This window comes from Vibrio orientalis CIP 102891 = ATCC 33934, assembly GCF_000176235.1.
In the GTDB taxonomy this organism is placed as follows: domain Bacteria; phylum Pseudomonadota; class Gammaproteobacteria; order Enterobacterales; family Vibrionaceae; genus Vibrio; species Vibrio orientalis.
Genome location: NZ_ACZV01000003.1, coordinates 299,929 through 323,522 on the forward strand (window position 1 = coordinate 299,929; position 23,594 = coordinate 323,522).

Below are 23,594 nucleotides of genomic sequence, written 5' to 3' on the forward strand. Positions count from 1 at the left end.
ATCATATATATAGATCTTATATATATAAGAGCTTTCGAGCTTTGAATGAAAAGCGTCAAAAGCATTTTCTCTCTTCGTGAAAGAAGGTAGAATAACGCTCTTTTATCTGTCCAACTCTCTCTTGAATACCTGAGGTCGGTTCATGCTTTATCACGAAAAATTTGACGTCATTGTTGTTGGTGGCGGTCACGCAGGAACGGAAGCCGCACTCGCATCAGCTCGAACAGGGCAAAATACGCTTTTGCTCACACACAATATCGACACGCTTGGTCAAATGTCATGTAACCCCGCTATTGGTGGTATTGGCAAAGGTCACTTAGTCAAAGAAGTTGATGCAATGGGCGGATTGATGGCTCAAGCCATCGATCATTCAGGTATTCAGTTTAGAACGTTAAACGCATCAAAAGGACCAGCGGTTCGAGCAACACGAGCTCAAGCTGATCGTGCTTTGTACAAAGCTTATGTTCGTCATGCGTTAGAAAACGCGCCTAACCTAACTTTGTTCCAACAGTCGGTTGATGATCTGATTGTCGAGAACGATCAAGTGACTGGTGTTGTGACACAAATGGGCCTACGTTTTCATGCCAAAGCGGTAGTTCTGACGGTCGGTACTTTCCTAGGTGGTAAGATCCACATCGGTATGGAAAGTTCATCTGGTGGTCGCGCAGGGGATCCACCATCGATCGCTTTAGCGGATCGTTTACGTGAGCTACCTTTCCGAGTTGATCGCCTTAAGACAGGTACTCCACCTCGTATTGATGCCCGTAGTGTAGATTTCTCTGATCTTGAAGTGCAGCATGGCGACACTCCTGCGCCTGTATTTTCATTCATGGGCAAACGCGAACATCACCCACGTCAGATTCCGTGTTTTATTACTCATACCAACGAGAAAACGCACGACGTTATTCGTAACAATCTAGACCGCAGCCCTATGTACGCAGGGGTTATTGAAGGTATTGGCCCACGCTACTGTCCTTCAATTGAAGATAAAGTGATGCGCTTTGCTGATAAAAACAGCCATCAGATCTTTATTGAACCTGAAGGCCTTGATACTCATGAACTCTACCCGAATGGTATTTCCACCAGCTTGCCGTTTGATGTTCAAGTACAAATCGTTCGTTCAATGAAGGGCTTTGAGAATGCGCACATTGTTCGTCCTGGATATGCGATCGAATACGATTTCTTTGATCCACGAGATTTGAAACAGACGTACGAAACCAAATTTATTAGTGGTTTGTTCTTTGCCGGTCAAATTAACGGCACAACAGGCTACGAAGAGGCAGCAGCGCAAGGTCTAATGGCTGGTCTAAACGCAAGTTTGCACAGTCAAGGCAAAGACGGTTGGAGTCCTCGACGCGACCAAGCGTACATGGGCGTATTGATTGATGACCTATCTACAATGGGCACCAAAGAGCCATACCGAATGTTTACCTCTCGCGCCGAATACCGTCTGCTGTTACGTGAAGACAATGCGGATTTGCGTTTGACCGCACAAGCTCGTGAGTTAGGTTTGATTGATGATGCTCGTTGGGCGCGCTTCAATGAAAAAATCGACAACATGGAAAGCGAACGTCAACGTCTAAAAGATATTTGGATGAATCCGAAATCGGCAGGTGTTGATGCGCTCAATGGTCTACTTAAAACCCCAATGGCTCGAGAAGCAAGTGGTGAAGATCTTCTGCGTCGTCCAGAGATCACCTATGCTCAATTGACTGAGTTGGACGCTTTTGCTCCTGCCCTTGAAGATCAACAGGCCGCAGAGCAGGTAGAGATCCAAGTTAAGTACGAAGGTTATATTAAGCGTCAGCAGGACGAGATTGAAAAATCCCTGCGTCATGAGAACACTAAGTTACCGCTCGATCTCGACTATTCACAAGTGAAAGGCTTGTCGAATGAAGTCGTGGCTAAACTCGGTGAGGCGAAACCTGAGTCTATCGGTATTGCTTCACGTATTTCAGGTATTACACCTGCTGCAATTTCGATTCTTCTTGTTCATCTCAAGAAACACGGCATGTTAAAAAAGGGTGAGGAAGAATAATGTCTCAACTACGTAGCCAGCTTGATGCACTGATTGCTCAAACTGATTTAGAAGTATCGTCTCATCAACGTGAACAGTTGGTGGGCTATGTTGAAATGCTTAACAAGTGGAACAAGGCGTACAACTTGACGTCAGTTCGTGACCCGCAAGAGATGCTGGTCAAACACATCATGGATAGCATCATTGTTAGTACTCACTTACAAGGTGAGCGTTTTATTGATGTGGGTACTGGACCAGGATTGCCTGGCATCCCACTGGCAATCATGAATCCAACCAAACAGTTTTGCCTACTCGATAGCTTGGGCAAGCGTATTCGATTCATTAAGCAAGTTCTTCATGAACTAAAGATTGATAATGTGAATCCGATTCAAAGTCGAGTTGAAGAGTATCAACCTGAAGATAAATTTGATGGTGTACTAAGCCGAGCATTTGCTTCCATCACCGATATGGTTGAGTGGTGTCACCACCTACCGAAAACGGATACTGGAAACTTTTTAGCTTTGAAAGGGCAATTACCACAGGATGAGATTGACCAATTACCTGAGTGGTGTTCTGTGACCGATATCAAAGCTTTGAATGTTCCTCAATTGGAAGGCGAGCGTCATCTAGTAATCTTATCGCGCAAGGGATAAAAGCGAGGTCCACAGTGGGAAAAATCGTAGCAATTGCCAATCAGAAAGGCGGGGTTGGTAAGACAACAACATGTATCAATTTAGCCGCGTCGATGGCCGCGACTAAGCGTAAAGTCTTGGTGATTGATCTCGATCCACAAGGAAACGCAACCATGGCCAGTGGTGTTGACAAGTATCAGGTTGACGCCAGTGCTTATGAACTGTTGGTCGAAGATGTGCCGTTTGAAGAAGTCGTATGTCGAAAGACTTCGGGTCACTATGATTTGATCGCCGCTAATGGCGATGTGACGGCCGCTGAAATTAAACTGATGGAAGTTTTCGCGCGCGAAGTTCGTTTAAAACATGCACTTGCGTCAGTTCGCGATAACTATGATTTCATCTTTATCGATTGCCCTCCTTCTCTAAACCTTCTTACAATCAATGCCATGGCTGCGGCCGACTCGGTCTTGGTTCCTATGCAGTGTGAATATTTTGCACTAGAGGGTTTAACTGCACTTATGGATACAATCAGCAAACTCGCTGCTGTTGTAAACGAGAATTTAAAAATCGAAGGTCTGTTACGTACTATGTATGACCCTCGCAACAGATTGTCTAACGAAGTATCCGATCAACTTAAAAAGCACTTTGGTAACAAGGTGTACCGCACTGTTATTCCGCGTAATGTACGCTTAGCAGAAGCGCCTAGTCATGGTAAACCTGCGATGTACTATGACAAGTATTCGTCAGGTGCGAAGGCGTATCTTGCTCTTGCCGGTGAAATGCTTCGCCGCGAAGAAGTCCCTGCATAACGACAACCAAAGGAACTCTGTCTCATGTCTAAACGTGGTTTAGGTAAAGGGCTTGACGCTCTGCTCTCTACCAGCTCATTGGCGCGTGAAAAGCAGCAAAATGCTCAGCATAGCCAAGAGCTCTCTTCGGACGGCCAACTGACCGACCTAAATATCAATAGCTTGAAGCCAGGTGTGTATCAGCCTCGCAAAGATATGGAAGCGGAAGCGCTTGAAGAGCTAGCGGCCTCTATCGAATCACAAGGTATTATTCAGCCGATTGTTGTCCGTCAGGTTGATAGCGAGAAGTTTGAGATTATTGCTGGTGAACGTCGCTGGCGCGCTGCACGCAAAGCTGGCTTAAAGCAAGTGCCATGTGTGGTGAAAAACGTCGAAGATCGTGCCGCAATCGCTATGGCGTTGATCGAAAATATCCAACGTGAAGATCTTAACGTTATCGAAGAGGCTCAAGCGCTGGATCGTTTGCAGGTCGAATTTAAGCTGACCCACCAGCAGGTGGCAGAAGTGATCGGTAAGTCGCGCACCACAGTGAGTAACTTATTACGTCTAAATCAGCTTGAGGATGACGTAAAGAGTCTCGTTGCAGATAAAAAAATTGAAATGGGTCATGCTCGAGCTCTGCTTGCTTTGCAAAATGAGCAGCAAGTTGACGTTGCTCAGCAAGTCGCGAAGAAGCAGCTCACCGTTCGTCAAACTGAGCAGTTAGTGAAAAAGTGTCTCCAGCCCGTTGTTGAAGGTAAAAATGAGCCTCAGGACGTTGAGGTACAAGAATTGTCACAAAAATTGAGTGTAATGCTTGGTGGTAAAGTTGCTATTGTGCGAAACCCAAGTGGAAAGTCCAAAGTAACGATTAGTCTTGATGAGCCTCACAAATTAGAGCAACTGATTGCCAAGCTTGAGAGCTAAATGAGATAATTGATCTCAATCAATTATGTAAAAAACGATTTTTTGTGTGAAAGTTGTCGGTTTGTAAACAAAAATGTAACTTTTTGCAGGGTTTTAATTGCAATAAGGTGCACTGACCGTATAATTTTCGCCAATTTCCCTGCACAGAGTGATGTAGTGCAAAGTGGATATTACTAGAGGTACGAATACATGGTAGCTGCGTTAGCGAGACCAGGACGAGAGCTTGCAAAGCAATTGTTATTGATCGAGGCGGGCGCGGTTACGTTAGTGGCAGCAGGAATGACGATTGCTGTAAATACTGAATGGGGAGTTTCAGCGCTAATTGGAGGGAGCATTTTTGTTATCGCCAATGCTGTATTTGCCTTGTGTGCATTTCTTTTTGTAGGAGCGCGCGCCACCAAAATGGTCGCAGTGTCTTTCTACACGGGAGAAGCATTAAAGATCCTCATCACAGTGGCACTCTTCTCTGTTGTTTACATGTATATGCAGGTGGAACTTGTTCCCCTCAAACTAACCTATTTGCTGGTATTAGGGATTAATATCTTTGCGCCAGCGCTATTCATTAACAACAAAAAATAGGATGAGTTATGGCTGCGCCAGGTGAAGCGCTAACATCGTCCGGATACATTGCCCACCACTTATCAAACCTTTCTTTAGCTAAGTTAGGCTTGGTAGCGGATGAAGCAAGTTTCTGGAACGTACATATCGATAGCCTGTTTTTTTCTTGGTTTACTGGTTTAATTTTCTTAGGGATTTTTTACAAAGTAGCGAAGGGAACGACAGCGGGTGTACCGGGTAAGCTTCAGTGTGCTGTTGAAATGATCGTAGAATTTGTCGCGGAAAACGTCAAAGATACGTTCCATGGACGCAACCCATTGATTGCACCTTTAGCACTAACTATCTTTTGTTGGGTATTTTTGATGAACGTGATGGACTTAGTTCCTATCGACTTCTTACCTTACCCAGCAGAGCATTGGCTTGGTATTCCTTACCTTAAGGTTGTACCGTCAGCTGATGTGAACATCACCATGGCTATGGCTCTAGGCGTATTCGCTCTGATGATCTACTACAGCATCAAAGTGAAAGGTCTAGGTGGTTTCGCCAAAGAACTTGCTTTACATCCATTTAATCACTGGACCATGATTCCGTTTAACCTACTGATTGAAGTGGTATCGCTACTAGCGAAGCCTCTATCACTTGGTATGCGTCTATTCGGTAACATGTTTGCAGGTGAGGTTGTATTCATTCTTTGTGCGGCAATGTTACCATGGTATTTACAATGGATGGGTTCACTACCGTGGGCGATTTTCCATATTCTGGTAATTCTGATTCAGGCCTTCGTGTTTATGATGCTAACGATTGTTTATATGTCGATGGCACACGAAGACGGCGATCACTAATTTTTTAAACTCTTATTAGTCAAAAGTTATATTTGGAGATAGTAATGGAAACTGTACTGAGCTTTTCAGCAATCGCAGTAGCAATCATCGTTGGTCTATGTGCAGTAGGTACTGCAATTGGCTTCGCAATCCTAGGTGGTAAATTCCTTGAGGGTGCTGCGCGTCAACCAGAAATGGCTCCTATGCTACAAGTTAAGATGTTCATCATCGCTGGTCTACTAGATGCGGTTCCAATGATCGGTATCGTAATCGCTCTACTATTTACTTTCGCAAACCCATTCGTTGGTCAACTAGCTGGTTAATCATTGCTTTTCGAAGGCAAACACTGGTTTGTCATTGATTAACACTAAGTCCAATTAAAGAGGGGTAGCTGTTGTGAATATGAACGCAACTCTGCTAGGTCAAGCAATCTCATTCGCACTATTTGTGTGGTTCTGCATGAAGTATGTATGGCCACCAATCATGCAAGCGATTGAAGAGCGTCAGAAGAAAATTGCTGACGGTCTACACGCTGCTGAGCGTGCTGAGAAAGACTTAAACCTAGCGCAAGCTAATGCTTCTTCTCAACTGAAAGAAGCGAAGCGCACAGCAACTGAGGTCATCGAGCAAGCAAATAAGCGTAAAGCTCAAATTCTTGATGAAGCTCGCGAGGAAGCTCAGGCAGAACGCCAGAAAATCCTTGCGCAAGCAGAAGCTGAACTTGAAGCGGAACGCAACCGTGCGCGCGATGAACTGCGCAAACAAGTTGCAACTCTGGCTTTAGCTGGTGCTGAGAAAATCCTTGAGCGTTCAATCGATAAAGATGCGCACAAAGATCTTCTCGACAACATTACTGCAAAACTTTAAGTCTGGGGGCGCATATGTCTGATATGACTACTATCGCACGCCCCTATGCTAAAGCAGCATTCGACTTTGCTGTTGAAAAAGGCCAACTAGACCAATGGGGTCAAATGTTGTCTTTTGCAGCGGAAGTTGCCAATAACGAACAAATTCATGAGCTATTAACTAGCTCAACGTCTGCTGACAAACTAGCAGAAATATTTGTTGCGGTATGTGGCGAACAAGTTGATGCGTTCGGTCAAAACCTAATTAAGGTGATGGCTGAGAATGGCCGACTACAGGCCCTTCCTGATGTGTGTGCTGAGTTCCTGCTTCTTAAGCAAGAACATGAGAAAGAAATCAGTGTTGAAGTGACTTCAGCAACGGAACTTTCAGAACAGCAAAAAGCAGATATCAGTAGCAAACTTGAAACGCGTCTTGAACGCAAAGTCCAGCTGAATTGCAGCGTAGATGAGACCCTACTTGGTGGGGTTATTATTAGAGCCGGAGACTTAGTCATCGATAACTCAGCACGTGGCCGTTTAAGCCGCCTGAGCGATGCATTGCAGTCTTAATGGGGATTGGAGCATGCAACTTAATTCCACGGAAATTAGCGATCTAATCAAACAACGTATCGAATCTTTCGAAGTTGTTAGTGAAGCTCGCAATGAAGGTACTATCGTATCGGTAAGCGACGGTATCATTCGCATTCACGGCCTAGCGGACGTGATGCAAGGTGAAATGATTGAATTACCGGGTGGCCGTTATGCACTAGCACTTAACCTTGAGCGTGACTCGGTTGGTGCGGTTGTAATGGGCCCATATGCTGACCTTAAGGAAGGCATGAAAGTTACAGGTACTGGTCGTATTCTTGAAGTACCAGTTGGTCCTGAAATGCTTGGTCGTGTTGTTAACACGCTAGGCGAGCCAATTGATGGTAAAGGTCCAATTGAAGCTAAACTGACTTCGCCTGTAGAAGTGATTGCACCAGGTGTAATCGACCGTAAATCGGTAGATCAACCTGTTCAAACTGGTTACAAATCTGTTGACTCAATGATCCCAATCGGTCGTGGTCAGCGTGAGCTTGTAATCGGTGACCGTCAGACTGGTAAAACAGCAATGGCGATCGATGCAATCATCAACCAGAGAAACTCAGGTATTTTCTCAATCTACGTAGCTATCGGTCAAAAAGCATCGACTATCGCTAACGTAGTTCGCAAACTAGAAGAGCACGGCGCGCTAGCAAACACTATCGTTGTTGTTGCCTCTGCTTCTGAATCTGCAGCGCTACAATACCTAGCGCCATACGCAGGTTGTGCGATGGGTGAATACTTCCGTGATCGCGGTGAAGATGCACTGATTGTTTATGATGATCTATCTAAGCAAGCGGTAGCTTACCGTCAGATCTCTCTACTACTAAAACGCCCACCAGGCCGTGAAGCATTCCCAGGTGACGTTTTCTACCTCCACTCGCGTCTACTAGAGCGTGCAGCTCGTGTAAGTCAAGAGTACGTAGAAAAGTTCACTAACGGTGAAGTGAAAGGTAAGACAGGTTCTCTAACTGCACTACCTATCATCGAAACACAAGCTGGTGACGTTTCAGCATTCGTACCGACAAACGTAATCTCGATTACTGACGGTCAGATCTTCCTACAGACTGAGCTATTCAACGCGGGTGTTCGCCCAGCTGTTGACCCAGGTATCTCAGTATCTCGTGTTGGTGGTTCTGCACAGACGAAAATCATCAAGAAGCTATCAGGCGGTATCCGTACTGCACTAGCTCAGTACCGTGAACTAGCGGCATTCGCACAGTTCTCGTCTGATCTTGATGAAGCGACAAAGAAACAGCTAGACCACGGTCAGAAAGTTACAGAACTAATGAAGCAGAAGCAGTACGCTCCAATGTCTGTATTTGACCAAGCTCTAGTAATCTTTGCGGCAGAGCGCGGCTACCTAGCAGGTGTTGAAATCAGCAAACTGCTAGATTTCGAAGCGGCTCTACTATCGTATGCTCGCGGTCAATACGCTGAATTTGCAGCTGAGATCGACAAGACGGGTGCATACAACGATGAAGTTGAAGCGCAGCTTAAGAAGCTGACTGACGACTTCGTAGCAACCCAAACTTGGTAATAGGTCGGTGGCAGTAATGCCACCAACTAATGGAGAGTAACGATGGCCGGCGCAAAAGAGATACGTAATAAAATCGGTAGTGTGAAAAGCACTCAGAAGATTACGAAAGCAATGGAAATGGTAGCAGCTTCTAAAATGCGTCGCTCTCAAGATGCAATGGAAGCTTCTCGTCCATACGCTGAAACAATACGTAAAGTGATCGGTCACGTAGCAAACGCAAGCCTAGAGTATCGTCATCCGTACCTAGAGGAGCGTGAAGCTAAACGTGTTGGTTACATCATCGTTTCAACAGACCGTGGCCTATGTGGCGGCTTGAACATTAATGTGTTCAAAAAAGCTGTCATCGACATGCAAAGCTGGAAAGAGAAAGGTGCTGAAGTTGAACTAGCATTGATTGGTTCAAAAGCAACTGGCTTCTTTAATAACAGCGGTGCAAAAGTCGCGGCACAGGTTTCTGGTTTAGGCGATAGCCCAAGCCTTGAAGACCTAATCGGCTCTGTAAGCGTTATGCTGAAGAAATATGATGAAGGTGAATTGGACCGCCTATATGTTGTGAGCAACAAGTTTGTGAACACTATGGTTCAACAACCAACGATCGATCAATTACTACCTTTGCCTAAATCGGACAGCGAAGAGATGCAGCGTACCCACCAGTGGGACTACATCTACGAGCCAGAACCAAAAGCACTACTAGACACGCTTCTAGTGCGCTATGTGGAATCTCAAGTATACCAAGGTGTGGTTGAGAACCTTGCTTGTGAGCAAGCGGCTCGAATGATTGCAATGAAAGCTGCAACTGATAATGCGAGCAACCTGATTGATGACTTAGAACTTGTGTATAACAAGGCGCGTCAAGCGGCGATTACACAAGAGCTGTCAGAAATCGTTTCAGGTGCAGCAGCGGTTTAAGCTTAGGTAAAACTAAATAGTTAGAGGATTAACGATGGCTACAGGTAAGATCGTACAGATCATCGGTGCAGTAGTCGACGTAGAGTTCCCACAGAGTGATGTACCAAGTGTATACGACGCTCTAAACGTAACGGACTCAAAAGAACGTCTAGTTCTTGAAGTTCAGCAACAGCTAGGCGGTGGCGTAGTTCGTTGTATCGTAATGGGTAGCTCTGATGGTTTACGTCGTGGAGTTGAAGTAGTAAATACAGGCGCTCCAATTTCAGTACCAGTAGGTACTAAGACCCTTGGTCGTATCATGAACGTACTTGGTGATGCGATTGATGAGTGTGGTGAAATCGGTGCGGAAGAGACTTACTCTATCCACCGTGAAGCACCAAGCTACGAAGAGCAATCAAACGAGATCGCACTTCTAGAAACGGGCGTTAAAGTAATCGACCTAGTTTGTCCATTCGCTAAGGGTGGTAAAATCGGTCTATTCGGTGGTGCAGGTGTAGGTAAGACCGTTAACATGATGGAACTTATCAACAACATCGCACTACAACACTCAGGTCTATCAGTGTTTGCTGGTGTTGGTGAGCGTACTCGTGAAGGTAACGATTTCTACTTTGAGATGCAGGAAGCAGGCGTTGTTAACGTTGAAAACCCTGAAGAGTCTAAAGTAGCAATGGTTTACGGTCAGATGAACGAGCCTCCAGGCAACCGTCTACGTGTTGCACTGACTGGTCTAACAATGGCAGAGCGTTTCCGTGACGAAGGTCGTGACGTTCTACTGTTCGTTGATAACATCTACCGTTACACGCTTGCAGGTACTGAGGTATCAGCACTGCTAGGTCGTATGCCTTCTGCGGTAGGTTACCAGCCAACTCTTGCAGAAGAGATGGGTGTACTTCAGGAGCGTATCACGTCAACGAAATCTGGTTCTATCACGTCTGTACAGGCGGTATACGTACCAGCGGATGACTTGACTGACCCGTCTCCAGCAACAACGTTCGCGCACTTGGATGCAACGGTTGTACTTAACCGTAACATCGCTGCAATGGGTCTATACCCTGCGATTGACCCACTAGATTCAACATCTCGTATGCTTGATCCTCTAGTAGTAGGTCAAGAGCACTACGATATTGCACGTGGCGTTCAGCAGACACTTCAGCGCTACAAAGAGCTGAAAGATATCATTGCTATCCTAGGTATGGACGAGCTATCTGAAGAAGATAAGCAAGTTGTATCTCGTGCACGTAAGATTGAGCGTTTCCTAACTCAGCCTTACCACGTAGCAGAAGTATTTACTGGCGACCCAGGTGTTTACGTAGCTCTTAAAGAGACTCTACGTGGCTTCAAAGGTCTACTAGCTGGTGATTACGATGACATTCCAGAGCAAGCTTTCATGTACTGTGGTGCAATTGAAGATGCTATCGAGAATGCGAAGAAGCTATAAGGCTAACTAGGAGGCGATATGGCAGCAATAACCTTTCACCTAGACGTAGTTAGCGCAGAAAAGAAAATCTTTTCTGGCCTAGTTGAAACGTTTCAGGTGACCGGTAGCGAAGGTGAGCTTGGTATTTACCATGGCCACACTCCGCTGCTAACCGCTATCACGCCTGGTATGGTGCGACTTGTTAAGCAGCACGGCCACGAGGAATTTATTTATGTTTCTGGTGGTATGGTAGAAGTTCAACCGGGTACAGCGACTGTACTGGCTGATACGGCTATCCGTGGTGATGAACTGGACGCAGCTAAGGCTGAAGAAGCTAAACGTCGTGCTCAAGAAGCAATTCAGAATCAGCATGGCGACATGGACTTCGCTCAAGCGGCTAGTGAACTGGCTAAAGCCATTGCTCAGCTACGAGTGATCGAGCTGACACAACAACGTCGATAATCGACAAGGTTGTTATAGAAATAAAGGCGGTCATATGACCGCCTTTTTGCTTATTTTTTACTAGAAATTTAACCCATTCGATTAACTAATCCTCGATTAGTGTCTAGAATACCTCTCAGCTTTAATACAACATCTATATAGGTAACCTAATGAAATTTAGCGCGGTCATTCTCGCGGCGGGTAAAGGCACTCGCATGTATTCTAATATGCCAAAGGTATTACACACTTTAGCCGGCAAACCTATGGCGAAGCATGTTATTGATACTTGTAATGGCTTAGGTGCGCAGAATATTCATTTGGTCTACGGTCACGGCGGTGATCAAATGCAAGCAAAGCTTGCTAAAGAGAACGTCAATTGGGTACTTCAGGCTGAGCAACTCGGTACTGGCCACGCTGTGGATCAAGCGTCACCTCAATTTGAGGACGATGAAAAAATATTAGTGCTCTATGGTGATGTACCACTGATCTCTGAAGAAACAATTGAGAACTTGCTGGATGCGCAGCCAAATGGTGGTATCGCTCTTCTAACGGTGGTTCTTGATAATCCGATGGGATATGGCCGTATTGTGCGTCGTAATGGCCCTGTGGTTGCGATCGTTGAACAAAAAGATGCCACCGATGAACAGAAGCTTATTAAAGAGATCAACACTGGTGTGATGGTTGCAACTGGCGGTGATCTAAAACGTTGGTTGTCTGGCTTAAATAATCAAAATGCTCAGGGTGAGTATTACTTAACTGACGTGATCGCAGCGGCTCACGATGAAGGCCGCGCAGTAGAAGCGGTTCACCCAGTCAATCCGATTGAAGTGGAAGGGGTCAATGACCGAGCTCAGCTTGCTCGTCTAGAGCGTGCTTTCCAATCTATGCAAGCACAGAAGCTGCTTGAGCAAGGTGTCATGCTGCGTGATCCTGCACGCTTTGATCTGCGTGGCGAATTACAATGTGGAATGGACTGTGAAATTGATACTAACGTTATTATTGAAGGAAAAGTGACTTTAGGTGATAACGTGACGATCGGTGCTGGCTGTGTGCTGAAAGATTGTGAAATCGACGACAACACAGTGGTTCGCCCATACAGTGTGATTGAAGGCGCGACGGTAGGTGAAGAGTGTACGGTTGGTCCATTCACACGTCTGCGTCCTGGTGCTGAGATGCGCAATGACTCTCATGTAGGTAACTTTGTTGAAGTGAAGAACGCACGTATCGGCGAAGGTTCTAAAGCGAACCACCTAACCTACCTTGGTGATGCAGAAATCGGTCAGCGTACCAATATTGGTGCAGGCGTGATTACTTGTAACTATGACGGTGCGAATAAGTTTAAAACCACGATTGGTAACGATGTGTTTGTTGGCTCAGACTGCCAACTGGTGGCACCAGTTACGGTCGCAGATGGCGCAACAGTCGGTGCTGGTACGACATTGACTAAAGATGTCGCAGCAGGTGAGTTAGTCATTACTCGCGCTAAAGAGCGCAAGATTACTGGATGGCAACGTCCTGTTAAACAGAAATAATCACTAGCGTATTGATATCAGAGGCCACTCACATGAGTGGCCTTTTTATTTGGTTAATTACTTGGTATCGCAATACGTCTTTCTAGCCAACGTACCGCTTGAGAGACCAGTAAAATCAACACAAGGTATTCTAGTACCAAGAAGGTATAAATTTCCAAAGGTAAGTACTCATTAACGACCAGTTCATTGGCACGGCGCGTTAAGTCACTTAGGCCTATTACACTCACCAAAGAACTCATTTTTAAGATATAGATGAATTGATTACCGAGCGGTGGAAGAATCTGTCTCAATGCTTGAGGAAGAATCACCAGACGCATTCTCTGCCAGTAGTTTAAGCCTAACGAGCTGGCTGCTTCATGTTGCCCTTTGGCGATGGCTTGGATACCGCCACGAAACACTTCTGCCATAAATGCACTTTCTGCAATCGTAAGAGCAATAACACCTGCCCAGAAATGATCGAGAGATATATCCATGAGCGTTGGCATTCCGTAATAAACCCACAGCAATAACACTAAGACGGGAATTGAACGAATCACTTCGACATAAACCCGGTTAAATGCTTTAAGTAATTTGGAATCTGACAGTGATGGAAGAGCGACGACTAAGCCGATGGTCATGGCAAATAGCATGCTCAGTAATGACACGGAAATAGTGTCATAAAAGCCAGCGATGAGAAATTGTAGGTTTGTTTGGCCTTGAGCTGTCGTCGGATCAAGCACGTACCAACCCCATTGGTAATCAGAGCAACCAGTCAGTAGTAGAGATAAAAATAGCCACAGATATCGACAATTCAAACTTCTTTCCCTTCGTTGACTAAAAAATCTCACATGTTGCTGCTATGTTATCAAGGTTGTTGTTGTAAATCTTGAATGGAATAAGTATCTAAAGGAAAAATAATGAAAAAACTTATGCTTGCGTTAGGGATGACGTTATTGGCTATGGCAAATGTGGCCAATGCAGAGAGTCGTTTACACGAAATTCTGGACAAGGGTGTATTGCGCGTTGGAACCACTGGGGATTGGAACCCGATGACAATGAAAGATCCAGCGACCAATAGTTATCGCGGGTTTGATATTGATGTGACCACTGAGTTGGCGAAAGATTTGGGAGTCAAAGTTGAGTATGTTGCTACAGATTGGAAAACGCTAGTCAGTGGCATTCAAGCCGATAAGTACGATATTACCGGTAGCGCTTCATTGAACATGTCACGTGCTAAAGTCGCTGGCTATAGTCAGCCATACTTTTATCTAGCCTTTGTTCCGGTAGTACAGAAAAAGGACTTGGCTAAGTTTTCTGATTGGAGCGATTTTGATAACGCGGATATCAAAGTGGCGGCAACACTTGGTACAGTACAAGAGAAAATGGTTAAAGCCTTCTTTCCATCGGCGCAGCATATTGTAATAGAAGCGCCTGCTCGTGACTTTCAAGAGTTGTTGGCGCGCCGTGCGGATGTTTCTGTGACTTCGAATGTAGAGGCCGCAACGCTGGTGGAAAAATTTAAACAGCTAGCGATAGTGCCAGTAAAAGAGCCACGCAAGCCAACGCCTATTGCGATGTTGCTAGATCAAGATGATCAAGTTTGGATTAATTACATCAACCACTGGGTAGAGTTAAAGAAAACGCAGGGCTTTTTCAAGCAAACGGCCAAAAAGTGGGGACTACAGAGTTTATAAATAAGAAGAGCCGTGGAATACGGCTCTTCTTATTTGGTTATTCGTCACTAATGACTCGCGCGTTATCTGGGGTTGTGAAATGCTGAGACAGTTCACGGTTGGATAATACGTAACCCATCCACAATCCAACCATACACAAAATAATCGCCACACCAGTCACCGATTGAGCTTGGCTTGCCATCGCTGCAACCAATGCACTAGATAGACTACTGACACTGATTTGTAGGCTGTTTTGTAGACCTGCTGCAGTTGCTGGGCTTTGCTTGGCACTGGCAAGCGCACGGTTAACCACAATTGGATAAAGTGCACCATTAGCCACTGCAATCAGACAGAAAGGCGCAAGGATTGGCCAAATCGAGCTTAGCTGCCATTGTGAGGCAACAAAAACTAACAGTGAAGCGACACTAAACAGTCCGATCAATTGGCGAAGAACCTTCTCATCACCAAACTTAGCCACGCCTACTTTACCTAAATAGCCACCAACCATAAATGCGATGGTTTGTGGGATAAAACTTAAACCAATATCTTTTGCTTCATAACCAAGTTTAGCCATTATTTCAGGCATTCCTGTTAAGTACGCAAAGAATGCTGCTGAAGCGGTTGCAAACATCAACACGTTGCCAAGGTAAGTCTTAGAGCTAATCAGAGCTTTAATGTCTGAGGAAATACTGGTTTGCTTCGCTTCACTCTTCTCATTTGCTTGAACCATGGTTGCAGCCACCAGCAGTAAGCCCACAATCGTTAGTGCAATGAAAATACTGTGCCAACCAAAACTATCTGCTAACACGACTCCCAGCTGTGGGGCCAATGCTGGAGATAGCGCCACTAAAGGCATGATAGTGGCAAATATCTGCTGACTGCTACCAGAGTAACGTTTGATAACCATGGCTTGCCAGATCACCGCTGGTGCACAAACGCCAATTGCTTGGATAAAGCGCAATACCAACAGTTGCCATACTTGATCACTAAAGGCGAGGCCAAATGATGCAACAGTAAATAAGACCAACCCCGCTGCGAGGGTATTTCGATGACCGAACTTATCAGAGGCGAGTCCCCATAAAAGTTGTCCAAAAGCCATTCCGACTAAGAAGACCGTTAGAGAAAGAGCAATTTGCTCTGGGCCAGTAGCAAAGTCCATCTCCATTGCTTTAAAAGCGGGCAGGTACATATCAGTGGCGATAAAGCCAAGCATCGAAAGTGCGGCTAAGTAAAAAAGTTGCAGTTTTGAAATTCTCATTTCTTATTCCATTCAAAAAAATTCACGGATGTTTATCTGTTGTCGCCAACATTTTCATTAACCTGGGTAGTCTATTCTTCGCTTTTAAATAAATGAAACGTTAAAATATGTAGTTATGAATCAAATTTTTTGAAAGGTATTGGTGTGGGCGTTTTTTCTCAAACCTCTTTAGAGTTGGTAGATACCGTTGCTCGGTTAGGGAGTTTTACTGCAGCAGCAGAGGTATTGCACAAGGTTCCTTCGGCAATTAGCTACAGCATTCGCCAAATAGAGCAAGAGCTGGATGTGATTCTATTTCGTCGCTTACCAAGAAAAGTAGAATTGACCCCAGCGGGCGAGCAGTTTCTGGTTCAAGCACGGCTAATGCTTAGGCAAATGGAGGAGGTGAAAGCGCAAACACGCCGGGTTGCCCAAGGTTGGCAAAAGACCTTGAAACTGACTTTAGATAACGTGGTGAAACTTGAACGACTTAAGCCACTCATCGAAGCATTTTATGCCACCTTTCCCAATGCAGAATTACAGATAAATATGGAAGTGTTTAATGGTTCTTGGGAGGCGATATCCCAAGGTCGCGCAGATATTGTTATTGGTGCAACTTCTGCCATTCCTGTGGGTGGCGACTTTGAAGTTAGGGATATGGGGATTTTGGATTGGGCATTTGTCATGTCGCCAAGTCACCCCTGTGTGAAACAGCAAATTCTAGATGCCCCCTTTGTTAGTCAATTCCCGGCCATATGCTTAGATGATACGTCGAGCATCCTGCCTAAACGTCACACGGTTCATTACCCGCAGCAGCGCCGCTTATTGTTACCTAATTGGTATAGTGCGATTGAGTGCCTTAAATCAGGTGTCGGGGTGGGTTATATGCCTAGACACATAGCAATGCCTCTTATTACTGACGGATTGCTGGTGGAAAAAATACTCCCTGAGGAGAAACCGTTGAGCCATTGCTGTTTGGTTTGGCGAAAAGATGAAAACCATAAGATGATTCAATGGATGGTCGATTACTTAGGGTCATCTCAGCAGTTGTATCAAGATTGGCTGCAATCTTAGTTTTGATAAGATCAAATAAGCCGCCTTATCAAGGCGGCTTAGGTTTTTAGATTAGCACTAGATCCTAAATGGACTAAGGACGTTCAAATACTGTAGCGATCCCTTGACCTAAACCGATACACATTGTTGCTAGGCCATATTTGGCGTCTTTTGACTCCATTAAGTTGATCAGCGTAGTGGAGATTCGAGAGCCAGAACAACCAAGCGGGTGACCCAATGCAATCGCACCACCGTTAAGGTTAACCTTCTCATCCATCACCTCAAGCAAACCAAGGTCTTTCGCACATGGCAGAGATTGCGCAGCAAATGCTTCGTTGAGTTCGACCACGTCCATATCTTCAATCGAAAGACCAGCACGTTTGAGTGCTTTTTGCGTCGCAGGTACTGGGCCGTAACCCATGATAGAAGGATCGCAGCCCGCAATGGCCATGCCTTTGATGCGTGCACGAATCTTCAAGCCAAGCTCATTGGCTTTTTCTTCGCTCATGATCAACATCGCTGATGCACCATCAGACAGAGCCGATGATGTACCTGCTGTGACTGTACCATTTGCAGGGTCGAACACTGGGCGAAGTTGAGATAGTCCTTCAACGGTCGTTTCTGGGCGAATCACTTCATCGTGATCGAGTGTGAATAACGTACCGTCTGCCGCGTGGCCTTCAATCGGTAGGATTTCACTTTTAAAGCGACCTTCTACGGTTGCGGCATGTGCTCGAGCATGAGAGCGCGCGGCAAACTCATCTTGTTGCTCACGGCTAATGCCATGTAGCTTACCGAGCATCTCAGCCGTCAAGCCCATCATACCTGCAGCTTTCGCAACTGTTTTTGACATACCTGGATGGAAGTCCACACCGTGATTCATTGGAACGTGTCCCATATGTTCTACGCCACCAATCAGGCAGATTTCTGCGTCGCCAGTCATGATCGCACGGGTTCCGTCATGAAGAGCTTGCATTGATGAGCCACACAGACGGTTTACCGTCACCGCGCCAATTTCAATTGGTAGGCCAGCAAGTAATGCCGCATTACGTGCAACGTTGAATCCTTGTTCTAGGGTTTGTTGTACACAGCCCCAGTAGATATCTTCAATCTCGCTTGGGTTCACTTGTGGATTACGAGCTAGAATACCTTTCATTAGACGAGCTGAAAGGTCTTCAGCTCGAGTATGACGGAAAGCTCCACCTTTAGAGCGACCCATTGGGGTACGTAGACAATCGACTACGACAACGTTTCTTGTTTGATTAGTCATTTGGGAATCCCTCTTTAGATAGAACCTTGCTGTTGTGCGCCGTAAAAACTTTCGCCTTTCGCCGCCATATCAATCAGCATCTGTGGTACTTGGTACATTGCACCGAGCTCTGAGTATTGTTTTGCCATTGCAACAAACTCAGCAATACCTACGCTATCTAGGTAGCGGAATACGCCGCCGCGGAATGGAGGGAAACCAAGACCATAAACCAATGCCATATCCGCTTCTTGTGGAGTGGCGATGATGCCTTCTTGTAGACACAGCACCACTTCATTGATCATTGGAATCATCATACGTTGAATGATGGTCTGATCGTCAAAGTCCTGCTTATCAGCACAAACATCAGCTAATACAGTCAAGATATCTTCAGAGAAAGTTTTCTTCGGCTTACCTTTTCTATCAATGGTGTAGCTGTAGAAGCCATTGCCATTCTTCTGACCGTATTTGTCAGCTTCGAATAAAGCATCGATCGCGTCACGAGCTTGCTTACCCATACGTTCAGGGAAACCTTGAGCCATGACGGCCTGTGCATGGTGAGCGGTATCAATACCAACCACATCAAGCAAGTATGCAGGTCCCATCGGCCAGCCAAACTTACGCTCCATAACTTTGTCGATTTTAGTAAAGTCTGCACCGTCACGAAGTAGCATGCTGAAACCACCAAAATATGGGAACAATACGCGGTTAACAAAGAACCCAGGGCAGTCGTTGACGACGATTGGTGATTTACCCATTTTCGCGGCATAAGCAACAACGCGGTTAATAGTTTCATCCGAAGTATGCTCACCACGGATGATCTCGACAAGTGGCATACGATGCACTGGATTGAAGAAGTGCATACCACAGAAGTTTTCTGGGCGTTTGAGTGACTTTGCTAATAGGTTGATTGGAATCGTTGAGGTGTTAGAAGTGATTACCGTGTCGTCACTGATATGTGCTTCTACTTCACTGAGAACCGCAGCTTTTACTTTCGGGTTCTCAACAACCGCTTCGACGATCACATCTGAGTTTTCGATGCCGGCATAATGCAGGCTTGGTGTGATAGACGCCAAAATGCCCGCCATCTTAAAACCATCAATACGACCGCGAGATAAGCGCTTATTCAGCAGTTTCGACGCTTCTGTCATACCCAAGTCGAGCGATGGTTGTGCGATGTCTTTCATTAAGACAGGTACACCTTTTAACGCAGACTGGTAAGCGATACCACCGCCCATAATGCCCGCTCCGAGTACCGCTGCGCGCTGAGTATCTTTGCTTGCTGATTTAGCTGATTTTTTAGCAAGACCTTTGATGTATTGATCGTTAAGGAATAGACCGACCAGTGATTTGGCTTCTTCAGATTTCGCCAGTTTGACGAAGTACTTACGCTCTATGTCTAATGCTTCATTACGAGCAAAACGCGCACCCTCTTCAATAGTAATGACGGCTGTCATTGGGGCAGGATAATGAGGCCCCGCTTTTTGTGCTACTAGGCCTTTCGCCATAGTGAAGCTCATCATCGACTCAAGTTTACTTAGTGTCAGTGGCGATGTTTTTTGCTTACGGCGAGCTTGCCAATCGAGCTTCTCATTAATCGCTGAAGTTAGAGTTTGTAGAGCTGACTCGTATAAAGTGTCGGTGTCTACGATAGCATCTAAAAGGCCAAGCTTTAGTGCTTCATCTGCGCGACATGCTTTGCCTTGAGTGATGACTTCCATAGCACTATCTGCGCCGACAACTCTTGGTAAACGTACACAACCACCGAAGCCCGGCATGATACCTAGCTTGGTTTCAGGTAGACCAATGCTGGTGGTCTTGTCACCAATGCGCATGTCAGTTGCGAGTACACACTCACAACCGCCACCTAAAGTGTGACCTTTTAGCACTGAAATCGTTGGTACTGGTAAGTCTTCCAGTTTATTGAAGATGCTGTTGGCAAATTGCAGCCACTGATCGAGTTCAGCGTCTGTTTTGGCAAAAAGGCCTAAGAATTCAGTGATATCCGCGCCAACAATGAACGCGTCTTTATCTGAAGTGAGCATCAAGCCCTTTAGTCCTTGATGGGCTGATAGCGCATCCAGTGCTTTGTCGAGTGACTCTAGTGTCGCTAGATCGAGCTTGTTTACGGATTTCGGTGAGCAGAAACGAAGCTCTGCAATACCATTTTGTACTTCCTTTACCTGTAGGGTTTCGGCTTGGTAAATCATTGTCTATCTCCATGACATACAATCTTGGATTGCGTGTTTATCAGTCATTATTCGTTTAACAACAGATAAGCAGGAAAGTTGTTATATTTATATCTGGTTTGACCAGTCATTTTAGTTTGGATCGGTCCTTGGTTAAATTCAATACATTTTTTAAACAAGTGTTTAACATTGTGCGCTTGAACAGATCTTAGGCGACGCAGAAATCACTCTCATGTTACACTGCGATTATTGCGAAAAATGAAACAACACCATGAATGACCAGCCTTACTTGGTTCCAGCTTTACCGACTCAATTTGAAGAAGAAATAAAGAAAAGCCTCTTTATTACTTATCTTGCTCGTACTCCTTCTATTGAGGCAGCGAAAGCGTTTGTTGAAGAAGTTAAAACCAAACATTCAGATGCAAGGCATAACTGTTGGGGCTTTGTTGCTGGGCGACCAGAAGACTCAATGAAGTGGGGATTCAGTGATGATGGTGAGCCATCGGGAACGGCTGGTAAGCCTATTTTGGCCCAGCTGTCTGGCTCAGGAGTTGGTGAGATTACTGCAGTGGTAACGCGTTATTCTGGTGGAATTAAGCTAGGAACGGGCGGTTTGGTTAAAGCATATGGTGGTGGCGTACAGCAAGCATTAAAGACGCTTCAAACTATTGAGAAAAAAATAACCACAAACCTACTACTGGAGTTAGACTATGGGTTTATGCCTATTGTTCAGTCCCTATACCCGCAATTTGGTGCTGTAGAAGTCAGTGCTGAATATAGTGAGTTGGTAAAAATGGTGGTTGAAATAGAAGTGCGTCAAGTGAGTAACTTCTCTCAAACCATCATCAATAAAAGTGGCGCCAAGGTAAATATTACCGCTTTGGATTAAAAATAAAGATAATCAGGAAGTCGGAAGCTACGCTTCACACATCATCTATTCATGCAGTTTCGTTCTATTATTCGCATTGTAGGGCTATTACTAGCCTTATTCAGTATCTCTATGCTCGCTCCTGCATTGGTAGCGTTGATCTATCGAGATGGTGCTGGTGTACCTTTCGTTACGACTTTCTTCGTACTACTTTTTTGTGGTGTCGTTTGTTGGTTCCCCAATCGTCGACATAAGCATGAATTAAAAGCTCGCGATGGCTTTTTGATTGTCGTGTTATTTTGGACGGTATTGGGTAGCGCTGGTTCTTTACCATTTCTCATTGCAGATAACCCTAATGTGTCTGTCACTGACGCCTTCTTTGAGTCTTTCTCTGCATTAACTACAACAGGCGCGACAGTTATTGTCGGCTTGGATGATCTGCCCAAGGCGATTCTATTCTATCGCCAGTTTCTGCAATGGTTCGGTGGTATGGGGATCATCGTCTTGGCAGTCGCTATTTTGCCAGTTCTTGGTATCGGTGGTATGCAGCTCTATCGTGCAGAAATTCCGGGTCCGGTTAAAGATTCCAAAATGACGCCAAGGATTGCCGAAACGGCAAAAGCGCTGTGGTATATCTATTTAAGTTTGACGATTGCTTGTGCGGTAGCCTTTTGGTTAGCGGGCATGTCACCGTTTGATGCAATAGGGCATAGTTTTTCTACCATCGCGATCGGTGGATTTTCAACTCATGACGCCAGTATTGGTTATTTTGATAGCTATGCCGTCAATATGATTACAGTGGTGTTCTTGCTTATATCAGCATGTAACTACTCACTTCACTTTGCAGCCTTTGCATCTGGTGGTGTTCATCCTAAATACTATTGGAAAGATCCAGAGTTTCGCGCATTCATATTTATTCAAGCGCTATTATTTGTCGTTTGTTTCTTGATTCTTCTTAATCACCATTCATATGACACGGTATATGAAGCTTTCGATCAAGCGTTATTCCAAACAGTGTCGATTTCTACTACAGCAGGATTCACCACAACTGGCTTTGCTGAGTGGCCTCTGTTTCTCCCTGTGCTATTGCTTTTCTCATCGTTTATAGGCGGTTGTGCTGGTTCGACCGGTGGTGGCATGAAGGTGATTCGTATCCTGCTACTGACACTGCAAGGTGTACGTGAATTGAAACGTTTAGTTCACCCAAGAGCCGTTTACACAATCAAAGTCGGGGGGAGTGCACTATCTCAACGCGTAGTCGATGCAGTCTGGGGTTTTTTCTCTGCTTACGCCTTAGTATTTGTAGTGTGTATGCTCGGGCTTATTGCTACGGGGATGGATGAATTAAGCGCCTTTTCGGCGGTCGCTGCGACGTTAAACAATTTAGGTCCTGGATTAGGTGAGGTCGCCCTGCACTTTGGTGACGTTAACGATAATGCGAAGTGGGTACTGATTGTTTCTATGTTGTTTGGTCGATTAGAAATATTTACCTTATTAATATTACTTACGCCGACATTTTGGCGTAGCTAAGGAGATTCTGTGGCGAAAGCACTGTTTTTATACTCTAGTCGTGAAGGGCAGACCAAAAAAATCCTCCACTATATAGATGAACAACTACCGGAGCTTGAATGTGAGGTAGTCGATCTGCATACCGCTACTGACATCGATTTCTCTCATTATGAGAAAATTCTGATAGGCGCATCGATTCGTTATGGTCACTTAAATAAAAAGCTGTACCAGTTTATTGTAAAGAATCAATCACAGCTAGAAAGTCATAAGGTGGCATTCTTTTGTGTCAATCTGACTGCGCGTAAAGAAGAGCAGGGTAAAGACACCCCAGAAGGTAGTGCTTATATAAAGACGTTCCTTAATAAGTCTCCGTGGCAACCTAAATTAATTGGGGTCTTTGCAGGCGCCCTCTATTACCCACGTTACAACTGGTTTGATAAAACGATGATTAAGTTCATTATGTCGATGACTGGTGGGGAAACGGATACAACCAAAGAAGTGGAATACACCAATTGGGAAAAAGTGGCTCTTTTTGCGGATAAGTTTGGAGAACTGTAGAAATAACGTGCTCTTTTGAGTGTTTTTGATGCAAATTTGTCCGAACGACAAAAAAGTTAGAAAAAACGTGAAAAAGGGCTTGCCAATGTGATCGCAATCTCTATAATGCCACCTCGCTGACACGGGAACGCTTCGAAAGAAACGTGAGCCCAGTTAGCAAGGTCAATTAGCCAAGTGGAAACGCTTGAAAATAAGTTTGAAAAAAGTGGTTGACACTAAACTTTAACTCGCTAAAATGGCCGTCCGATTTGAGCAAGGCTCAACTCGAAA

The 23,594-nt window shown here is 45.1% G+C and carries 23 protein-coding genes; 19 read left to right on the plus strand and 4 right to left on the minus strand.

Features of this window, described 5'->3' with window-relative positions:
- The first annotated feature begins 142 nt into the window (after window positions 1-142).
- The 14 genes from mnmG (at window position 143) to glmU (ending at window position 13,012) form a co-directional block, all read left to right on the plus strand.
- The gene (gene mnmG, locus VIA_RS03500) at window positions 143-2,038 is read left to right on the plus strand and encodes a tRNA uridine-5-carboxymethylaminomethyl(34) synthesis enzyme MnmG (RefSeq protein WP_004411081.1); all 1,896 of its coding nucleotides are present in this window, start codon (window positions 143-145) and stop codon (window positions 2,036-2,038) included.
- The gene (gene rsmG, locus VIA_RS03505; RefSeq protein ID WP_004411088.1) at window positions 2,038-2,670 is read left to right on the plus strand and encodes a 16S rRNA (guanine(527)-N(7))-methyltransferase RsmG; all 633 of its coding nucleotides are present in this window, start codon (window positions 2,038-2,040) and stop codon (window positions 2,668-2,670) included. The genes mnmG and rsmG overlap by 1 nt, the downstream gene beginning before the upstream one ends.
- Before the next feature lie 14 nt (window positions 2,671-2,684).
- Window positions 2,685-3,458, plus strand: coding sequence for a ParA family protein (locus VIA_RS03510; RefSeq protein WP_004411091.1), 774 nt, complete (start codon window positions 2,685-2,687; stop codon window positions 3,456-3,458).
- A 24-nt stretch (window positions 3,459-3,482) separates the two neighbouring features.
- Window positions 3,483-4,364 (plus strand): ParB/RepB/Spo0J family partition protein, encoded by an 882-nt coding sequence (locus tag VIA_RS03515; RefSeq protein WP_004411094.1) that lies wholly within the window; start codon window positions 3,483-3,485, stop codon window positions 4,362-4,364.
- 189 nt (window positions 4,365-4,553) lie between these two features.
- The gene (locus VIA_RS03520) at window positions 4,554-4,943 is read left to right on the plus strand and encodes a F0F1 ATP synthase subunit I (RefSeq protein WP_004411097.1); all 390 of its coding nucleotides are present in this window, start codon (window positions 4,554-4,556) and stop codon (window positions 4,941-4,943) included.
- Window positions 4,944-4,951: 8 nt separating this feature from the next.
- Window positions 4,952-5,764, plus strand: coding sequence for a F0F1 ATP synthase subunit A (gene atpB, locus VIA_RS03525; RefSeq protein WP_004411098.1), 813 nt, complete (start codon window positions 4,952-4,954; stop codon window positions 5,762-5,764).
- A gap of 44 nt (window positions 5,765-5,808) precedes the next feature.
- Window positions 5,809-6,066, plus strand: coding sequence for a F0F1 ATP synthase subunit C (gene atpE, locus VIA_RS03530; RefSeq protein WP_004411110.1), 258 nt, complete (start codon window positions 5,809-5,811; stop codon window positions 6,064-6,066).
- 73 nt (window positions 6,067-6,139) lie between these two features.
- Complete coding sequence (gene atpF / locus VIA_RS03535) at window positions 6,140-6,610, plus strand: F0F1 ATP synthase subunit B (protein ID WP_004417263.1); 471 nt, start codon at window positions 6,140-6,142, stop codon at window positions 6,608-6,610.
- Window positions 6,611-6,624: 14 nt separating this feature from the next.
- Entirely contained in the window at window positions 6,625-7,158 is a 534-nt protein-coding gene (gene atpH, locus VIA_RS03540; protein WP_004411113.1) for a F0F1 ATP synthase subunit delta, read from the plus strand.
- Between the two features lie 13 nt (window positions 7,159-7,171).
- Window positions 7,172-8,713, plus strand: a complete 1,542-nt coding sequence (atpA, locus tag VIA_RS03545; protein ID WP_004411114.1) for a F0F1 ATP synthase subunit alpha — start codon at window positions 7,172-7,174, stop codon at window positions 8,711-8,713.
- A gap of 42 nt (window positions 8,714-8,755) precedes the next feature.
- Window positions 8,756-9,622 carry a F0F1 ATP synthase subunit gamma gene (gene atpG, locus VIA_RS03550; protein WP_004411115.1) on the plus strand — a complete coding sequence of 289 codons (867 nt, stop codon included), beginning with the start codon at window positions 8,756-8,758 and terminating at the stop codon, window positions 9,620-9,622.
- A gap of 34 nt (window positions 9,623-9,656) precedes the next feature.
- Window positions 9,657-11,060: a F0F1 ATP synthase subunit beta gene (gene atpD, locus VIA_RS03555; RefSeq protein WP_004411116.1), complete on the plus strand. Its 1,404-nt coding sequence runs from the start codon at window positions 9,657-9,659 to the stop codon at window positions 11,058-11,060.
- Between the two features lie 18 nt (window positions 11,061-11,078).
- Window positions 11,079-11,501 (plus strand): F0F1 ATP synthase subunit epsilon, encoded by a 423-nt coding sequence (locus tag VIA_RS03560; RefSeq protein WP_004411119.1) that lies wholly within the window; start codon window positions 11,079-11,081, stop codon window positions 11,499-11,501.
- Window positions 11,502-11,650: 149 nt separating this feature from the next.
- Window positions 11,651-13,012, plus strand: coding sequence for a bifunctional UDP-N-acetylglucosamine diphosphorylase/glucosamine-1-phosphate N-acetyltransferase GlmU (gene glmU, locus VIA_RS03565; protein WP_004411120.1), 1,362 nt, complete (start codon window positions 11,651-11,653; stop codon window positions 13,010-13,012).
- Between the two features lie 53 nt (window positions 13,013-13,065).
- Here glmU and VIA_RS03570 read toward each other — a convergent pair whose 3' ends face one another.
- A complete protein-coding gene (locus VIA_RS03570; protein WP_004411122.1) occupies window positions 13,066-13,806 on the minus strand; it encodes an amino acid ABC transporter permease in 741 nt (246 codons plus the stop codon).
- Window positions 13,807-13,908: 102 nt separating this feature from the next.
- Between VIA_RS03570 and VIA_RS03575 the strand changes: the two genes are divergently transcribed.
- Entirely contained in the window at window positions 13,909-14,685 is a 777-nt protein-coding gene (locus VIA_RS03575; RefSeq protein ID WP_004411124.1) for a transporter substrate-binding domain-containing protein, read from the plus strand.
- A 37-nt stretch (window positions 14,686-14,722) separates the two neighbouring features.
- Here VIA_RS03575 and punC read toward each other — a convergent pair whose 3' ends face one another.
- Window positions 14,723-15,922 (minus strand): purine nucleoside transporter PunC, encoded by a 1,200-nt coding sequence (punC, locus tag VIA_RS03580; RefSeq protein WP_004411126.1) that lies wholly within the window; start codon window positions 15,920-15,922, stop codon window positions 14,723-14,725.
- A 144-nt stretch (window positions 15,923-16,066) separates the two neighbouring features.
- Between punC and punR the strand changes: the two genes are divergently transcribed.
- The gene (gene punR, locus VIA_RS03585) at window positions 16,067-16,975 is read left to right on the plus strand and encodes a DNA-binding transcriptional activator PunR (RefSeq protein ID WP_004417264.1); all 909 of its coding nucleotides are present in this window, start codon (window positions 16,067-16,069) and stop codon (window positions 16,973-16,975) included.
- A 73-nt stretch (window positions 16,976-17,048) separates the two neighbouring features.
- Here the strand turns inward: punR and fadA are convergent, their stop codons facing one another.
- Both fadA and fadB read right to left on the minus strand, forming a co-directional pair.
- Window positions 17,049-18,224 carry an acetyl-CoA C-acyltransferase FadA gene (fadA, locus tag VIA_RS03590; protein ID WP_004417265.1) on the minus strand — a complete coding sequence of 392 codons (1,176 nt, stop codon included), beginning with the start codon at window positions 18,222-18,224 and terminating at the stop codon, window positions 17,049-17,051.
- A 14-nt stretch (window positions 18,225-18,238) separates the two neighbouring features.
- Entirely contained in the window at window positions 18,239-20,410 is a 2,172-nt protein-coding gene (gene fadB, locus VIA_RS03595) for a fatty acid oxidation complex subunit alpha FadB (RefSeq protein WP_004417266.1), read from the minus strand.
- 250 nt (window positions 20,411-20,660) lie between these two features.
- Between fadB and VIA_RS03600 the strand changes: the two genes are divergently transcribed.
- Genes VIA_RS03600 through hemG form a run of 3 tightly spaced genes read left to right on the plus strand, consistent with a single transcriptional unit; the run spans window position 20,661 to window position 23,324 of the window.
- Window positions 20,661-21,278: a YigZ family protein gene (locus VIA_RS03600; protein WP_004411135.1), complete on the plus strand. Its 618-nt coding sequence runs from the start codon at window positions 20,661-20,663 to the stop codon at window positions 21,276-21,278.
- 51 nt (window positions 21,279-21,329) lie between these two features.
- Window positions 21,330-22,787, plus strand: coding sequence for a TrkH family potassium uptake protein (locus tag VIA_RS03605; RefSeq protein ID WP_004411137.1), 1,458 nt, complete (start codon window positions 21,330-21,332; stop codon window positions 22,785-22,787).
- Window positions 22,788-22,796: 9 nt separating this feature from the next.
- Window positions 22,797-23,324 (plus strand): menaquinone-dependent protoporphyrinogen IX dehydrogenase, encoded by a 528-nt coding sequence (gene hemG, locus VIA_RS03610; protein WP_004411139.1) that lies wholly within the window; start codon window positions 22,797-22,799, stop codon window positions 23,322-23,324.
- Window positions 23,325-23,594: the final 270 nt, after the last annotated feature.

Excerpts from the sequence above, each read along its gene's own strand:
- mnmG (WP_004411081.1), top strand. The coding sequence starts at position 143 with ATGCTTTATCACGAAAAATTTGACGTCATTGTTGTTGGTGGCGGTCAC.
- rsmG (WP_004411088.1), top strand. The coding sequence starts at position 2,038 with ATGTCTCAACTACGTAGCCAGCTTGATGCACTGATTGCTCAAACTGAT.
- VIA_RS03515 (WP_004411094.1), top strand. The coding sequence starts at position 3,483 with ATGTCTAAACGTGGTTTAGGTAAAGGGCTTGACGCTCTGCTCTCTACC.
- VIA_RS03520 (WP_004411097.1), top strand. The coding sequence starts at position 4,554 with ATGGTAGCTGCGTTAGCGAGACCAGGACGAGAGCTTGCAAAGCAATTG.
- atpB (WP_004411098.1), top strand. The coding sequence starts at position 4,952 with ATGGCTGCGCCAGGTGAAGCGCTAACATCGTCCGGATACATTGCCCAC.
- atpE (WP_004411110.1), top strand. The coding sequence starts at position 5,809 with ATGGAAACTGTACTGAGCTTTTCAGCAATCGCAGTAGCAATCATCGTT.
- atpH (WP_004411113.1), top strand. The coding sequence starts at position 6,625 with ATGTCTGATATGACTACTATCGCACGCCCCTATGCTAAAGCAGCATTC.
- atpA (WP_004411114.1), top strand. The coding sequence starts at position 7,172 with ATGCAACTTAATTCCACGGAAATTAGCGATCTAATCAAACAACGTATC.
- atpG (WP_004411115.1), top strand. The coding sequence starts at position 8,756 with ATGGCCGGCGCAAAAGAGATACGTAATAAAATCGGTAGTGTGAAAAGC.
- atpD (WP_004411116.1), top strand. The coding sequence starts at position 9,657 with ATGGCTACAGGTAAGATCGTACAGATCATCGGTGCAGTAGTCGACGTA.
- VIA_RS03560 (WP_004411119.1), top strand. The coding sequence starts at position 11,079 with ATGGCAGCAATAACCTTTCACCTAGACGTAGTTAGCGCAGAAAAGAAA.
- glmU (WP_004411120.1), top strand. The coding sequence starts at position 11,651 with ATGAAATTTAGCGCGGTCATTCTCGCGGCGGGTAAAGGCACTCGCATG.
- VIA_RS03575 (WP_004411124.1), top strand. The coding sequence starts at position 13,909 with ATGAAAAAACTTATGCTTGCGTTAGGGATGACGTTATTGGCTATGGCA.
- punC (WP_004411126.1), bottom strand. The coding sequence starts at position 15,922 with ATGAGAATTTCAAAACTGCAACTTTTTTACTTAGCCGCACTTTCGATG.
- fadA (WP_004417265.1), bottom strand. The coding sequence starts at position 18,224 with ATGACTAATCAAACAAGAAACGTTGTCGTAGTCGATTGTCTACGTACC.
- fadB (WP_004417266.1), bottom strand. The coding sequence starts at position 20,410 with ATGATTTACCAAGCCGAAACCCTACAGGTAAAGGAAGTACAAAATGGT.
- VIA_RS03600 (WP_004411135.1), top strand. The coding sequence starts at position 20,661 with ATGAATGACCAGCCTTACTTGGTTCCAGCTTTACCGACTCAATTTGAA.
- VIA_RS03605 (WP_004411137.1), top strand. The coding sequence starts at position 21,330 with ATGCAGTTTCGTTCTATTATTCGCATTGTAGGGCTATTACTAGCCTTA.